At 53.0% G+C, this 15,516-nt stretch carries 13 protein-coding genes; all 13 read right to left on the bottom strand.

Features of this window, described 5'->3' with window-relative positions:
- Positions 1–6 precede the first annotated feature (6 nt).
- The 13 genes from ACFFLD_RS07250 to ACFFLD_RS07190 all read right to left on the bottom strand — a co-directional run bounded on the left by ACFFLD_RS07250 (position 7) and on the right by ACFFLD_RS07190 (position 15,500).
- Positions 7–1,689: a thiamine pyrophosphate-binding protein gene (locus ACFFLD_RS07250; RefSeq protein ID WP_386038648.1), complete on the bottom strand. Its 1,683-nt coding sequence runs from the start codon at positions 1,687–1,689 to the stop codon at positions 7–9.
- A gap of 86 nt (positions 1,690–1,775) precedes the next feature.
- On the bottom strand, positions 1,776–3,293 hold the full coding sequence (locus tag ACFFLD_RS07245; protein ID WP_386038646.1) for a tripartite tricarboxylate transporter permease: 1,518 nt from the start codon (positions 3,291–3,293) through the stop codon (positions 1,776–1,778).
- A complete protein-coding gene (locus tag ACFFLD_RS07240) occupies positions 3,293–3,763 on the bottom strand; it encodes a tripartite tricarboxylate transporter TctB family protein (protein WP_386038644.1) in 471 nt (156 codons plus the stop codon). Before ACFFLD_RS07240 ends, ACFFLD_RS07245 begins: the two co-directional genes overlap by 1 nt.
- A gap of 69 nt (positions 3,764–3,832) precedes the next feature.
- Positions 3,833–4,816, bottom strand: a complete 984-nt coding sequence (locus ACFFLD_RS07235) for a Bug family tripartite tricarboxylate transporter substrate binding protein (RefSeq protein WP_386038642.1) — start codon at positions 4,814–4,816, stop codon at positions 3,833–3,835.
- A gap of 276 nt (positions 4,817–5,092) precedes the next feature.
- Complete coding sequence (locus tag ACFFLD_RS07230; protein ID WP_386038640.1) at positions 5,093–6,418, bottom strand: enolase C-terminal domain-like protein; 1,326 nt, start codon at positions 6,416–6,418, stop codon at positions 5,093–5,095.
- A 38-nt stretch (positions 6,419–6,456) separates the two neighbouring features.
- The gene (gene garD, locus ACFFLD_RS07225) at positions 6,457–8,025 is read right to left on the bottom strand and encodes a galactarate dehydratase (protein ID WP_386038638.1); all 1,569 of its coding nucleotides are present in this window, start codon (positions 8,023–8,025) and stop codon (positions 6,457–6,459) included.
- A complete protein-coding gene (locus ACFFLD_RS07220) occupies positions 8,006–9,568 on the bottom strand; it encodes a tripartite tricarboxylate transporter permease (RefSeq protein WP_386038636.1) in 1,563 nt (520 codons plus the stop codon). Before ACFFLD_RS07220 ends, garD begins: the two co-directional genes overlap by 20 nt.
- A 17-nt stretch (positions 9,569–9,585) precedes the next feature.
- Positions 9,586–10,029: a tripartite tricarboxylate transporter TctB family protein gene (locus tag ACFFLD_RS07215; protein WP_386038634.1), complete on the bottom strand. Its 444-nt coding sequence runs from the start codon at positions 10,027–10,029 to the stop codon at positions 9,586–9,588.
- Between the two features lie 106 nt (positions 10,030–10,135).
- A complete protein-coding gene (locus tag ACFFLD_RS07210; RefSeq protein ID WP_386038633.1) occupies positions 10,136–11,191 on the bottom strand; it encodes an ABC transporter substrate-binding protein in 1,056 nt (351 codons plus the stop codon).
- Positions 11,192–11,263: 72 nt separating this feature from the next.
- A complete protein-coding gene (gene kdgD / locus ACFFLD_RS07205) occupies positions 11,264–12,178 on the bottom strand; it encodes a 5-dehydro-4-deoxyglucarate dehydratase (RefSeq protein ID WP_386038631.1) in 915 nt (304 codons plus the stop codon).
- Between the two features lie 193 nt (positions 12,179–12,371).
- Positions 12,372–13,382 carry a 3-dehydro-L-gulonate 2-dehydrogenase gene (yiaK, locus tag ACFFLD_RS07200; RefSeq protein WP_386038629.1) on the bottom strand — a complete coding sequence of 337 codons (1,011 nt, stop codon included), beginning with the start codon at positions 13,380–13,382 and terminating at the stop codon, positions 12,372–12,374.
- A gap of 78 nt (positions 13,383–13,460) precedes the next feature.
- A complete protein-coding gene (locus ACFFLD_RS07195; protein ID WP_386038627.1) occupies positions 13,461–14,969 on the bottom strand; it encodes a tripartite tricarboxylate transporter permease in 1,509 nt (502 codons plus the stop codon).
- Positions 14,970–14,984: 15 nt separating this feature from the next.
- Complete coding sequence (locus ACFFLD_RS07190) at positions 14,985–15,500, bottom strand: tripartite tricarboxylate transporter TctB family protein (protein ID WP_386038625.1); 516 nt, start codon at positions 15,498–15,500, stop codon at positions 14,985–14,987.
- Between the last annotated feature and the right edge of the window lie 16 nt (positions 15,501–15,516).

Below are 15,516 nucleotides of genomic sequence, written 5' to 3'. Positions count from 1 at the left end.
TCTTTATTAACTGGCTTTCGCGGCACGCAGCGCCGAAACGGTAGCGCGTGTCGAAATTCGCTCGGGGTCAGTCACGAGTTCGATCACAGCAGGACGCCCCGAGGCCATAGCCCGCTCCAGAGCGGGCTTGAAGCTGCCGGTGTCACTGACTCGCTCAAAATGCGCACCAAGCCCTTCTGACACCTGGCCAAAATCAGGATTTACCAGGTCGGTTCCCGAGACACGGCTTGGATGCTCGCGCTCCTGGTGCATGCGAATCGTACCGTAAGTGCTGTTATTGAATAGCAACACGATGGGCCTCCCACCATGTTGGACAGCGGTCGCGATCTCGACACCGCTCATCATGAAACCGCCATCACCGACAAACGCCAGCACACACTTGTCAGGTTCACGCAGCGAAGCTGCCACGGCGGCAGGTACCGAATACCCCATTGCACCACAGGTTGAACCAACGATTCGGCCAGGTCGCTGATAGGCCAGAAAGCGCTGCGCCCAGCCGGTATGATTGCCTGCATCCAGAGTGACAATACAGTCTTTTGGCAAGCTATCGCGGACTTCATGCATCGCGGCGCCCATATCGAGCGGATAGTCATGCTGCGGGGGTAGCGTATCGGCGAGATATTCGTCGCGCAGCGTCCTGCACCACTGACTCCAACGGCTGCGCTGCCCCCAATCGCAGGTTGATAACGCTGCGGCTAGCTTATCAGGGGCCGAAACAACACCTAGTGCAGGGCTATACACACGACCTATTTCATCCGGGTCGATATGTACGTGTATCAACGTCTGGGAAGGGGTCGGAGAGCTCAGCGTGGTATAGGTTTTGGTCGTCATCTCGCCTAGCCGGGCGCCGACTACCAACAGAAGGTCAGCCTCTTTAAGGCGTTTAATTAAAGAGGGCACCACAGCGGTACCAAAATCACCGACATAACAGTGTGAGGCATTGTCCACGATATCCTGGCGGCGAAATGAGCAGGCCACTGGAATACCGTTTGTTTCCGCAAAGGTGCGTATCTGCGCACAGGCATCATCCGTCCAGCCCGACCCACCTACCAGCATCAAGGGTCGCTCGGCACGCGACACTAACGAGGCGATTTTCTCGATTTCTTCTAGCGCAGCGCTCGGCCGCGATGATGTATAGGGCGGGGCATCTTCCACTTCGACCACATCGGTCAGCATATCCTCAGGCAACGCCAGCACCACCGGGCCTGGACGACCTGACATCGCCACCCTGAAGGCACGCGCCATGTATTCGGGAATTCGGCGAGCATCTTCAATCTGTGCGACCCATTTGGCAACGCTCCCGAACATCAACCGGTAGTCGATTTCCTGAAACGCCTCGCGATCCATAGAGCCACGATCGACCTGCCCAACCAAAACAATCATGGGTGTTGAGTCTTGCTGGGCGATATGCACGCCAATAGCGGCATGGCAGGCGCCTGGGCCGCGTGTTACCAAGCAAATACCAGGGCGCCCTGTCAGCTTGCCATAGGCCTCAGCCATGTTCGCCGCCCCCGCCTCATGGCGTGCGTTGTAGAGCGTAAAATGCTCGCGCTGATCATAAAGAGCATCAAGCACTTCCAGATAGCTTTCCCCGGGTACGCAGTAACCACTATCAGCGCCGTGTATGAGAAGTTGGTCAACCAGCACTTTTCCCCCAGTACGCGGTAAGGGACGTGTTCTTGTTGTCATGTTGGCATCCTAATGATTGAACTAGGGCGCCTCCCGCAAAGGGAGGCGTTTAACTACTAACAGACACTCGCCTTTTTACTTACACACTAGGGAGTGACTGCCTTTTTAGGCTTGTTACGAAGAATCAGATAGGCAAAAACGACCGTCAACGCCAGGAAAGCCAGGCTGTCTAGACTGGTCAGAAAGACAATCGGGTTACCGTCATTAAACGATAAGGAGCGGCGCAAATACTGTTCCAGATCAGGCCCTAGAATAAAGCCCAGCAGCATGGCCACTACCGAGTAGTTATGCTTGCGCAAGAAGAAAGCCAGCACGCCGAATATCAGTGCCAGAAACATCTGGAAGATGGAATAAGTGGCGACATAACTGCCGACAAGCGCCACCACGGCAATAGCGCTGTATAACAGGCCACGCGAGATCGAGACGATCTTGATGAAATACGGTCCAAGTAGATACAACGTTAACGGTATAAGAATCAAGGCGCTGACAAGCAACGAGGCAAACATGGGCGCTATTAGATCCGCCTGCTGTTCGATAAGACGTGGGCCAGGCTGTAAACCGTTGATCACCAAAACACCAAGAACAATAGCGGTAGTTGGATCGCCCGGAATCCCGAACATCAGCATTGGTACAAAGGCACCACCACACATGGAGTTATTAGCCGATTCAGCCGCCGCAATACCTTCTCGGCTGCCATTGCCATACTCCTCGGGCTTCTTCGAACTGCGCTTGGCATCAGCATAAGCCACGAAAGCGGCCATCGAACCACCCGCGCCGGGCAGAATGCCAATGGCATAGCCAATGAAAGCACTCTTGATATAAGTAAAGAAGCCTACCTCACGAATCTCGGACCATGGAGGAATAAAATCGCGCCGCCGAATCTTTAAGCCCTTGGCCCGCTTCAACGTGCCTTCCAGAGAGAGGTTCCAATTCTGCGCTTGAACCAGGAGTTCACTGACCGCAAACGCACCGATCACCACCGGCATCAAGCCGATTCCTTCGACCAATAACTCAGTGCCAAACTCAAAGCGTGGAATTGGCTGAAGCACATCGATTCCTACCGTGGCCAGCATGATACCCAGCGTCGTGGCCACAATGCCTTTAGCAATGGCCCCTTTATCGACAAGGATGATCACCACCAGCGCGAAGAGCACAAGCGAGAACTTACCCGGCGTGCGGATCAATAGCGCCAGTTCACCGGCAATCGGCATGAACGCCATCAGCAATAATGCGCCGACTGAGCCACCAATCATTGAGCCAAGCGCCGCATGGCCTAGCGCATTGGCACCGTGCCCTTTTAACATCAAGGCGTTACCTTCCACGGCGGTCATCATGGAGGATGGCGCACCGGGGATATTGATGGTCGTGGCAGTGATACTGCCAGAGTACATCCCCGCCATGAAAATCGAGGCGCACATAACCAGTGCGGGTACCACATCAATCGTATACGTAATGGGCAATAAGAGAGCGATCGCCAGCACGGAGGTAAGACCAGGCATCGCACCAAAAAAGGTACCAATCAAGAACCCGGCAATCATGAAGCCAAGTACTTCCCAGCTTAGCAACGCTTCAAAACCACCCAGAAAACTAACAAAGGTCTCCATTAGAAGCCTCCTAACACGGGAGGCAGGCGCACTCCGAAAATACCGGCAAACAACCCATAAAAGAGAGCCGTGACCGCGATCACATAAAATACAAAGAAGGCGGGTCGATGTTTTTCGAAGTCAAAGATAAGAAAGAGTGCCACGACGAAACCCAACGTGGCGGGCACATATCCCAAGGGACGAAATACGCCGATATAGATGGCTGTCGCGACGACAATCAGCAATGGCCTTAGCAAAGAGCCGCCAGCATCCGCCTCTGCTTCTTTTCGCCATTCACCCACTATCACCACTACCAGCGCCGCATACATGATGAATGCCATCAGGATAGGCATAAAGCGCGGTCCCACGAAGGTGTCGCCACCAAACTGTGAGCGTATACTCAAGGCTTCCGCCAGGTAGATCGTGGTCAATATCAGCAAGAAGGCCGGAAAAAGCACGGCCGACCTTCTGAATCGTTCGACGTTATTCATGAACTCAACATCCTCTAATTGAGCTAGACGTGGCGCCAGTAACTGACGCCACGCTCTTTGAGCTGCGAATTACTTGGACATTACGCCTGATTCAACCAGTGCATCCATTTCGCTGAACAACGATTCGGCCGTTTCATCAGCCCAGGCAGTCACCTCATCAGTGCCGAGCCAGTTAGGCGTCACCCCTACGTTAGTCACCCACTGCTGAAACTCTTCGCTGTCATACGCCGTTTTGTAAGCGTTTTCTAATGCGGCAATAGCGTCTTCAGGGGTATCTGCGGGTGCGGCGAACACAATAAAGCTGCCAATCTGAAGGTCGATTCCCTCGTCAGCCGTAGTAGGTACATCTGGATAGGTAGGATTCTGAGTATCCGAGAACTCAACAAGACCTCTTACGGTGCCATCTTCCAGAAGATTGGAAAAATCGCCCAGGCTAGTGAGTGCCACATCGACCTCATCGGACAGAATGGCCTCTTTCTGCGGGGCCGCTCCGCCAGGATAAGAAACGATTCTGAATTCCGCGCCGGTCAACTCTTGAAGCTGCAGAATGGCTAGATGGATACGCCCGCCCAGGTTCTGAATGGCCACACGAATTTCACCGGGGTTTTCCTTGGCGGCGTCGATAAGGTCATGAATCGTTTGGTAGTCAGAATCGGCGTCAACGACGATGGCATCAGGTTCACTTGTGACCCGCGCAATCAACTTCAACTTATCAATCTTGTAACTAGGCAGCATGGCTTGCCAGGGCACTGTGACCAAACTGTCGTAGGTCAATGCGCCGATGGTATAGCCATCCGGACGAGCGCTCATGAGTTGGCCGATACCCGTGGCACTAACGCCCCCTTCGATGTTTTCTGCATACATGGACACATCGAAGCTATCTTCCGCAATCGTGGTCAGTTTACGAACGATACCGTCGGTACCACCCCCGGCGCCCCACGGCACAATGACGCGGATGTCGCGTTCAGGGTAGTCCGCAAGCACCGCTCCCGATAGGGAGGATAGCGTGACAGCAGCGGCCAGGGTCAGTAAGGTTTTGTTGTTTTTGTACATAGTTCAACTCCTCGTTAAATACGTCTTGTTATGCGTCTTTGGGCAATGTTTTCTTGTGCATCAAGTGCGGCAAGTCTCTAACAAACCAGTTCACGCTAAAGGTTTCACAACTCCTATCATCAATGTAATACATCATACAACTTGAAACTTAGTGGGTTGTTGTAAGGACTGCAATAGAGAGATGTAAAGAATAGACCAAAGTCGGTCACTCACTTCCTTGGCCTCATCTCCCTATGGCACTACCTATCACTTACCCACCATTTTAAAAAATCAGTACTAACGAGCGAGCGCCGGTCGCTTGGGGTCAAACTCCCATCCAGGAATCAGAAACTGCATGGCCATGGCGTCATTTCGCTGGGTGGTATCAAGCGACTTATAAAGGTTGTGCGCCTCCATCAGCTTCTCTTCGTCGAGCTCAACGCCCAGCCCTGGCGTAGTGGGAACCTTCAGCTTGCCATCACGAATGAGTAAAGGATTTTTCGTAATACGTTGGCCGTCTTGCCAGATCCAATGAGTATCAATGGCGGTAATCTTGCCCGGGCAAGCAGCGGCAACATGCGTCATCATGGCAAGCGAGATATCGAAATGGTTATTACTGTGAGAGCCCCAGGTCATGCCCCATTCGTTGCAAAGCTCGCCAACCATTACCGCTCCCTGCATGGTCCAGAAGTGGCAGTCAGCCAGCGGGATATCTACCGAGTTAAGCTGCACGGCATACTGCAATTGCTTGAAGTCGGTGGCGATCATGTTGGTCGCGGTGGGCAGGCCGGTGCGCTTTTTGAACTCAGCCATGGTTTCACGTCCGGAGTAGCTCTCTTCCTGGCCGCAGGGATCTTCAGCATAGCTGAGCAGATGCTTGATCGGGTCGAGCACGCGTACCGCTTCGTCGAGCTTCCAGGCCCCGTTGGGGTCAAGCGTCAACCGCGCTTCGGGGAAAGCTTCGTGGAGCGCGCGGATGCAGTCGGCTTCTTCCTCGCCGCGCAGCACGCCGCCTTTGAGCTTGAAGTCCTTGAAGCCATAGCGTTCATAGGCAGCTTTGGCCAAATTTGCGACTGCCTCCGGGGTAAGCGCCTCTTTATAGCGCACTTCATCCCAGGCATCTTTCGGGTTCTCGGCCTTGGGATAAGGCAGGTCGGTCTTAGCCGGATCACCGAGCAAGAACAGATACCCAAGGGCCTCGACTTCATCACGCTGACGGCCATACTGCCCCAGCAGATCAGCCACCGGCATGCCCAACGCTTGACCGAACAGATCAAACAGCGCCGACTCGATAGCAGTGATCACGTGAACCGCCACACGCAGATCGAAGGTCTGGCGACCGCGCTCTTCACGCCCGTTACGAGCCAGAACCTGACGTGCCTGATTCAGCGTCTGCTTGACGTTATTGACGTGCGAGCCTTCGATAAGCGACCGGCACTGCTCCAAGCCATTGAGGATACCGTTGCTTGAAGGAATTTCGCCGACCCCTTGGTTTCCGGCGTCATCTTCGAGAATCAACACACAGCGGATAAACCAGGGTGCATGGCCACCGCTCAGATTAAGCAAAAAACCATCATAGCCGGCGACCGGCACAACACGCATGGATTTGATCTTGGGAAACATATCGCTCTTGCCTCTTAAATAATCAGCCCATTGAGGGGTTATGTCACGGGTGCCGGATTAAACAACACCAAATCATTATGAATACCTAGCCGGTCGGCGGCAGCCTGTTGACGGCCACTTGCCACGTCAAGAATGAGGTGAAAAAGCTCCCAGCCCACCGTTTCGATGCTAGCCTCGCCAGTGGCGATGCGTCCCGCATCAAGATCGATAAGATCGTGCCAACGTTTTCCTAGCGCCGAGTTGGTGGACACCTTTAGCACCGGCACCATGGCCAGGCCATACGGTGTGCCACGACCGGTGGTGAACACCTGCAAGTTCATCCCTGCGGCCAACTGAAGCGTGCCACAGATGAAGTCGCTGGCGGGGGTAGCAGCAAACGTCAGCCCCTTGCGGCGCAGCCGTTCGCCGGGGCCAATAACATCAACAATCGGCGAATTACCAGACTTGATCACCGAACCCAGCGCCTTCTCGACGATATTGGAAAGCCCCCCCTTCTTGTTACCCGGTGAGGTGTTGGCACTACGATCTGCCTGGCCTTGAGCGAGGTAGTTGTCGTACCACGCCATCTGCTCAATCAACGCCCTGCCCACGTCTTCGTCAACAGCACGCGGGGTTAACAGGTGAATGGCATCGCGCACCTCAGTCACCTCTGAGAACATCACGCTACCGCCAGCCCGCACAATCAAGTCGGTGGCAAAGCCCACCGCAGGATTGGCCGTGACTCCAGAAAAGGCATCGCTGCCGCCACACTGCATGCCGACCACCAGCTCTGAAGCCGGGCAGGTTTCGCGTTGGCGGCGATTGAGTCGTTCAAGGTGGCGTTCGGCCATGGCCAGAATACCCTCGACCATCTCGCCGAAGCCCTGGAAGGAGTCATCCTGCAGGCTCAGCACGTTGGCTTCAGGGTCGGCCGCCTCGGTATTTTCGTAAATTTTCACCGGGCGGTCTTCAAGCAGCGTCGACGGCTGTAGCTTTTCACACCCCAAGCCAATCACCATTATTTCGTTGCCGAAATTAGGGTTGAGCGAGATGTTTTGAAGCGTTCGAATCGGCACGATGGCCGCCGGGGCATTAATCGCGACCCCGCAGCCATAGGAGTGATTGAGCCCCACCACATCATCCACGTTGGGAAATCGCGGCAACAGCTCGCGCTTGATCCGCTGCACGACAAAGTCAACGGTGCCCGCCACACACTGCACACTGGTGGTAATACCCAGCACGTTCTTGGTGCCTACGCTGCCATCCGGATTGCGGAAGCCTTCAAAGGTGTACCCTTCAAGCGGCTCGGCCTCTGGGGCGGGCCGGGTCGCCAGTGGCAGATCCGCAAGCGGAGGCGGTGTCGGCATGTGCAAGTTGGTCTCGCTAACGTGACCGCCCCGCGGAATAGGCGTGGCCGCTGTTCCAATAACCTCGCCGTAGCGGATAATTCGCGTACCTTCCGCCAGATCCACAAGGGCCACCTTATGACCCTGAGGAACAGCCATTGTGGTGGTGATACCTCCCTCAATGGCGGCGCCTTCAGCGAGGCCGCCCTGCTCGACCACGATAGCCACGTTGTCGTCGGGGTGTACTTGTATCACGCGCCTACTAGTCGTTGTTTGTGTCATGTCCTTTCCCTGAGGCTGAATGTGTACTGCCCGTTACCTGAGTCAGCTCCATTTTTTGTCTAGCGCGGGACTTGAAGCCCATGACGATTGCAAACATCAGCGAGGCAGCGATTAATCCCCACAACACCATGGCGATAGGGCTCTTGGTGAAAAAGATCGAATAGGTGCCGAACGATTCCAGACTCTTGACGAAGTAGATTTCTGCCTGACTGCCCAAGATAAAACCAATGATGAGCGGGGCGACCTCCAGGCCGAACTTCTGCACCAGGTAGCCTAAAATGCCGAAAATAAGCAGTGTCCAGACATCAAACATGATCCCGTAGTTGATGGCATAGGCACCGACCACACACATCATCACGATGATGGGAAAGAGAAGATGTTTGGGCACCATCACCACTTTGGCGATGTACTTAATGGCATAGAACATCAAGAAGAACATCACGATATTGGCGAACACCAGCGCCGTCATCATGACGTACCAGGTGTCGGTATTCTCGGGAATAAAGAGCGGCCCGACCTGAATCCCCTGAAGCGTGAACGCGCCAATCAGAACAGCGGTGGTTGAGTCACCGGGGATACCCAACGATAGCAGCGGAATTAACGCACCACCGGTCAACGCATTGTTGGCGGACTCCGAGGCAATAAGTCCCTGGGGCGCCCCCTTGCCCATTTGCGATGCATCCCGCGTCAGGTTTTTTTCCTGGGTATACGCCAACACGGAAGCGGCGCTGCCCCCGACGCCTGGCAGCATGCCAACAAACGTACCGATAAAGGACGAACGCACCAGGTTCGTCAGGCGCCCGTTAAAGATCGAGAGTGAAAAGCTGCCCCCCTTGCTTAGCTTGATGCGTTCGTTGACCAGCCCACTCTTGGCCCCCTTTTCCGCCTCAAGCAGAATGGTAGAAATACCAAACACACCGATTAACACCGGTAGTAATGAAAACCCTTCAAATAAGTAGGGCTCCATAAAATCGAACATCAATCGGGTTTTGCCATTACCGCCATCAGAGATGCTGTAGTCACCAATCAGACTCAGCCAGATACCAATAACACCACTAAAGATACCAATCAGCATGCTGCTGGAAAGCGACGCGATGACACTTAACGCCAGCAAGATAATCAGAAACTTCTCCACGTAGGAGAACTTGATCGAGAAATCGGCCAGCACAGGTGCAAAAAAGAACAGTATAGCGGCACTGATAAGACCGCCGACAACGGAGGCAACAACGCAAATCTTCAGCGCTTTCTCACCCTGGCCCTTTTGAGCCATGGGGTAGCCATCAAAGGTGGTCGTGATGGAAGACGGCGTACCAGGAATGTTGAGCAGAACCGCTGGCACCATGCCACCCGATATCCCCCCCACGTACAGCCCTAGAAGTAGCGCCAAGCCGTGGTTAAGACCCAATGCATACGTCAAAGGCAGACACACTGCCACCGCCATCGTGGCAGTCATGCCGGGGATAGCACCGAAAATGATGCCGACCAGAGCACCCAGGCCAGCGAGAAGAAAGAACGTTATGTCAAGAAATGACAGGAATTCCATAGGGACACTCACTTCGGTCACGGCAGGGTGATTTGGAACAGCTTGGCCAGAATGAACCAAGCCAGGCTAGGCGCAACAATGGCGGTAATCACAGCGGTGACCAACGCCTTCTTTGTCCACTCATGCATGTACATTAATGCCATGAGTAAAACGAATCCCATCGAGACGAACAGGAAGCCGTACCCCGTGTAAGGGAACATATTGCCCACGACCGCCATGAGATAGAAGTACGCCACCAGCAAGGCAAGCGTACCGAAGAAACGCAAGCCATCCATGGACTCACCGAAAATCGGCAAGGTGCGCTCGCCCCGTTTCACAGCGGCTAAAAAAGGAACCGTTTTGGTTACCAGAACAGCAATAAACAGTATTACCAGTAACCAACTGATGATCGTCGGGAAGAACAAGTGGGAGGTCTCAAAATCTATTGAGACACTGAGTAGACTTGACAGACCTGATTCCATAATGGCTCCGGGCATAAGCAGCAGGGTGTCCTGCTTACCATAGTTCTTTCTATAGCGGCTCACGCATAAGTGGAGCACCCGCCACACACAGCGGGCGCCCTACTTTTTACTTGATGTTGTTAATGATTTCTTCGTAGCGCGCCATTTTATCAGCGAGATACTCAGAGGCTTCATCGGAGGGTTTGAAGTTGGGAATAAAGAAAGCGTTCTTCTGAATTTCCTGGATTTCACCTTCCTCGTAGATTTCCGCTAATGCTTCATCGATTTGCTCGACAATCGCCGGATCCATATCTTTGTTGTAGAGGAAGAAAAACTCTTTATCGAACGCGAAGCTTTCGTCATCGCCCATGGTGACGTGCACGTTAGGCTCTACATACTCCAGCAACTGCTCGCGAGAGGTCTGCCCTAGCCCCTCTTCCGGAGCCTGCTCAATGGTATCTTCGCGCGCCGTTAACCACACAAAACGCATCGCTTTCTGATCATCTTCAGGCAAACGGGTGTACTGCTCGTTCGCCTGCACGGTGCCGTTGATCACGTCAGCCTGGCCATCAAAAAGCTGCTGATTTTTATCGGATTGAGAGCCGGTGTTAACAGCGACCAGATTATCTTCCTGACCAGGATGCTCAATGGAAATGGCATTCTTTAACGCACTGAAACCAATCTCCGAGACGCCACCCGGCTGGATCGCGACACGCACGGTTTCACCATTACCGACGGCAGCGATGATGTCGTCAAGCGTTTGATAAGGTGAATCTTTCGGCACCAGGTAAGCATTGCCTGGATTGATGGCGACAGTCGGTCCAACGGTATATTTTTCAAAAATATCGTCGTAACCTTCTACCCCATACAGATGACCAAGATAGGCTTGATCGTGAAAGATCATTAGCGTGTTGCCACGAGAATCGCGGTCAAGGGTGCGAAAAGCCGAGCTGGCGCCGACGGCATCCACTTTCATGTTGAGGTCCAGCTTTTCAGCTAGCTGGTCCACCACAATAGTAGAGTTTTGATACGTATCACCACCAGTGGACGTTGAGCCGATGACCACGCGGATATTACCGCGCAATGGACCATCTTGTGCCATGGCAACACCAGAGCTGACGCTCAAGGCTGCCATCAGCGCTGCTGAACCAACGTTTGTGATTAGTTTATTGGAAACGATCATGCTTACACCTCTTTAGCTTTTTATTTAATTGTTATGGCTTAGTGGTTTAATAAGTTAATGGGGTTTTAATGTTTATTGCTTAACACTATCAATTAGCTTTTTAAGCTCCTGAGTCTCCTCCTGGGTTGGCATCGTGAGTGGCGCACGGACGCTGCCGGCGGGACGTCCAATAATGTCAGCACCTGCTTTAATCAGGCTAACGGCATAGCCCGCTTTCCGATCGCGGAGGTCCACGAAAGGAATAAAAAAGTCGTTGGTAATCTGTTTCACAACGTCTTTATTACCCTTGCGTAACGCCTTGTAGAACTCCACCGCCATTTCCGGCACAAAATTGAACACGGCCGAAGAGTAGGTGTTCACGCCAATAGAAACATAGGCCTCAGCAAAAATTTCTGCTGTGGGCACACCACCGATATAAACCAAACGATCACCGACGGTTTTAACGATTTTGTTTAATGCCTGAATATCGCCTTTGCCATCTTTCAGACCCACCAAATTTGGGCACTGATCGGCGAGTTGTTGAACAGAATGAGCATTCAAAATGCCATTACCGCGGTTGTAATAAATCACATTGATGGCGGTGGCATCGCAAATCTGGCGGGCATACTCGACCAGGCCATCCTGAGGACACTCGGTGAGGTATGGAGGCATCAGTAGAATACCATCAGCCCCCGCTTCTTCAGCTGCTTTTGCAAAGGCCTTGCCCGACTCAACGCTTAAGCCCGCGCTTGCAATGACCGGCAAACGCCCGTCAATCACTTCAACGGCAACGCGGACAATCTCGCGATACTCTTCAAGTGATAGGCTAAAAAATTCTCCCGTGCCACCCGCGACGAATACCGCCGAGATCTCGTGGCTGATGAACCACTCAAGCCGCTTGCGGTAGCTCGCCTCATCGAAACGACCCTGGCTATCAAAGTCAGTGATGGGGAACGATAGCAGGCCATCACCAATGGCATTTGTTACAGCTTCTCTTGAAAACGTCACGTTGCGCCCTCTTTAAAAAATGTGTTGGCCACTGAGTGAGCAGATATCATTCGTTAGCCAACTACCATATGTCATACATCATACAACCTAGAAGATAAGTACCTAGCTGGTCGCGTGCAAGCAGAACTATCGAAATTTAAACCAAAGTAGCAGCCATGTCCTGAACACCTGTTAAGGGTGAAAGCACCTTTAGCTAGTTACCGGCGAGTTCACAAATAGAACGCCACAGCATGTCGTCGACAACAATCGGGCCCTCCTCGTATCGATGCTCAGCGGTCGACTCACCCGGCCAGCGCACTGTGCGCCCCGGCTCGGCCGGCGTGGTGGCGGCCAGATGAGACTGAATGCCTTCGACGATGCTATCGCAAGCATCACGGCCGCCGAGTTGTTCAGGGTCAAACACCATAAACACTTGGCAGCAACCGCCGCCGCTGCCACGCTGAACTTTATCAATGGCATGGCTAGGGCGCCCCTGGGCGAGTAGCGCGGCTAACGCATCCAAGAGAATCGCCAATCCCGATCCTTTCCAATAACCTGTTGGCAACAAGCGGCGCGTCGCAGCGATCGCCGCAGGGTCACGGCTCAACTCGCCGCGCTCATCAAAACCGCCGTCGACGGGCAAATGCTCGCCCTTTAATTGAGTCGTCTGCAGCTTTCCGTAGGAGAATTGCGACATCGCCATATCGAGCACAAGCGGCCCAGTATCATGCGGCACGGCCATTACTAACGGGTTATTGCCAATCGACTGGGAAGCCCCGCCCCAGGCGGGCATGCAGGACTCGGTATTGGTCCACATAATCGTCGCAAACCCTTGCTCCACCGCATGCCAACCATAGCTCCCTCCCCGCATCCAGTGGGTCGTGTCACGCAATGCGACCAACCCCAACCCGTGCTCACGCGCCAACGCGATAGCCCTATCGGTCGCGTGAAGGGCGTTGATCACCCCTATTCCCAAGCCTCCATCTAGCACTTCAATCGCACCTAGTCGTTGGACAAGGCTTGGCTTAGCGTTGATATCGACCCAGCCGCGTCCAACGTACTCAATGAAACGCGGAATCCGTCCAATACCATGCGAATGAACACCATCACGGGTGCTTTCGGCATGAATTCTCGCACAGGTCTGCGCATCAGCAGGCGTTAACCCAGCCTTCAATAGTGACTTTTCAATCGTGCTTCGCAGCGTCTCAAAATCGATGTTAGCCATCACTTACTCTCCATATAAAAAACCCACTCTTGCGAGTGGGCTTCAATCCCCTAGCGTCCTAATGGCGACACATTAGCTTCAGGTAGCGCCAGAGCCCGACTCTTGTTGGCGAGAACGATAGTTCTGCCACAGTGTGAGCGCCAATAATCCCGCGGCTATCACTAAAAAGGTTATGCTGATGGGACGTGTGAAGAATGGCGTCCAATCACCGCCAAAGGTCTGCAATCCCCGTCTCAGGTTAGATTCCGCTATAGGCCCCAGAATTAAACCTAATATAACCGGAGCGGTTCCAAAGCCATATCGGTTGAGAAAATAGCCAAGCAACCCAAACGCCAGCATTAAGTAGAGGTTGAATACATCTCCATCAACGCCATAAACACCGATAAAGCAGAAAACAATGATAGCCGATATCAACTGCTTTCTTGGTACTTGCAGTACACGAACAAATAGCTTGATGCCTAAACACATAATGATAAGCATGAAGAAGTTAGCGACTAAGTACGCAAGAAATATCCCGTAAATGATCCCGCCCTGGCTTTCAAATAGCATCGGTCCAGGCGTCACGCCTTGAATCATTAAACCACCCAGAAGAACAGCGGTCGCTGCCTCCCCAGGGATACCCAGCGCAAGCGTAGGGATTAGCGCCCCACCTAACAATGCATTGTTCGCGCTCTCAACTGAAACGATGCCAGCACTATGCCCCTTGCCAAACTTTTCAGGTGTTTTAGAAAAACGACGTGCTTGGTCATAGGCTACCAGCGAGGCAATACTGCCTCCCGCGCCAGGCACTGGGCCCACGACAGAGCCAGACACGATACCAACGAGAAGAGCACGCCAATCTCGTAGAGTTTCAATAAACCGCGGACGCGCAATATCGACCTTATGAGTGCTGCTCTGAAGCTTGCTTGAAGGATCATATTCAAACGCATCCTTGAGCACTTGCGATACCGCAAATAACCCGATTAGCGCCGGCAGAAGGTTTACGCCAGTCAATAAAGAAAGTTGTCCAAACGTAAAACGGTCGACCCCCGCAATAGGGTCTGTACCGATGGTAGAACAAAAGAAACCTATCAGGCCTGCAATCAAACCTTTAAGGAGAGACTTGCCCGCAACAGAAGCAATAATCACCAGCCCAAAAATACTCAGCGAAAAATACTCGGCAGCACCAAATCGCAATGCAAACTCCGCAATGGGTGGTGCGAGAAGACTTAACACCACCATGCTAGCGACACCGCCAAAAAAAGAGGCAACAATGGCTAACCCCAGGGCTCTCCCCGCCTCACCCTTTTGAGCCATTGGAAAACCATCGAACGTCGTCGCAACTGAGGATGGCGTGCCTGGAATATTCAACAATATGGCGGGTATAGAGCCACTGGCACCGGCACCACACAGGGTACCAAGCAGCATACCAATACCCATCACTGGCGGCATTCCAAAGGTTACCGGCAACAATAAGGCTATCGCCATGGCCGATGTCAGGCCAGGCAATACCCCCATGATAATACCCAGGAAAGTACCACCCGCAATCGCCAATAATGTGCCAAACTGGAAGACCAGTCCCAAACCATCAATATAACCCGTTAGCATCGCACTTCTCCTTCTTCAATCCGGTAGCGGGATATTGAATAGTTGGGTAAAGACATAATAGATAACCAATGATAAAGCCAACGCGAAAACGGTATACCCTGCCAAGTTTCGCAGTTTTCGGCCATTGCTTAATTTTTGAAATTCACCACTAGTCACGACAAGACAAACGACATTTAAAAAGCAAAATATCGCTGTGCTTGCGATATATCCAAACCGCTCGAACAAGTTTATGTAAACAACAATCAACGCCACAATGATCAGCCACTGCAGTACGCCTTTCTTCGAAGGAGTGGCATTAAGGGCGGCGTCCTCTTCCCGCACTCGCCTTGCCGCTAGCCATTCGTAAGAATCACGTATCAAGCAGGGCACGGCGCATACAAAGATCAAGCCAGAAATCAACTTTGGAAAAGAAGCGGGGGAAAGCCCCCCCGCCATGCTGACTGCTGGCAGCGTAGTGGCCATATAAAACCCAATTGCCGATGCCACCACAAGAAACAGATCAAAGATCGGTTTACCTATATCCTTTGCCATCAGTCACTAACTCCTT

Origin of the sequence: Vreelandella sulfidaeris (assembly GCF_042429665.1) — a bacterium.
Lineage (GTDB): Bacteria > Pseudomonadota > Gammaproteobacteria > Pseudomonadales > Halomonadaceae > Vreelandella.
This window is presented reverse-complemented; position numbering and strand designations above follow the sequence as displayed.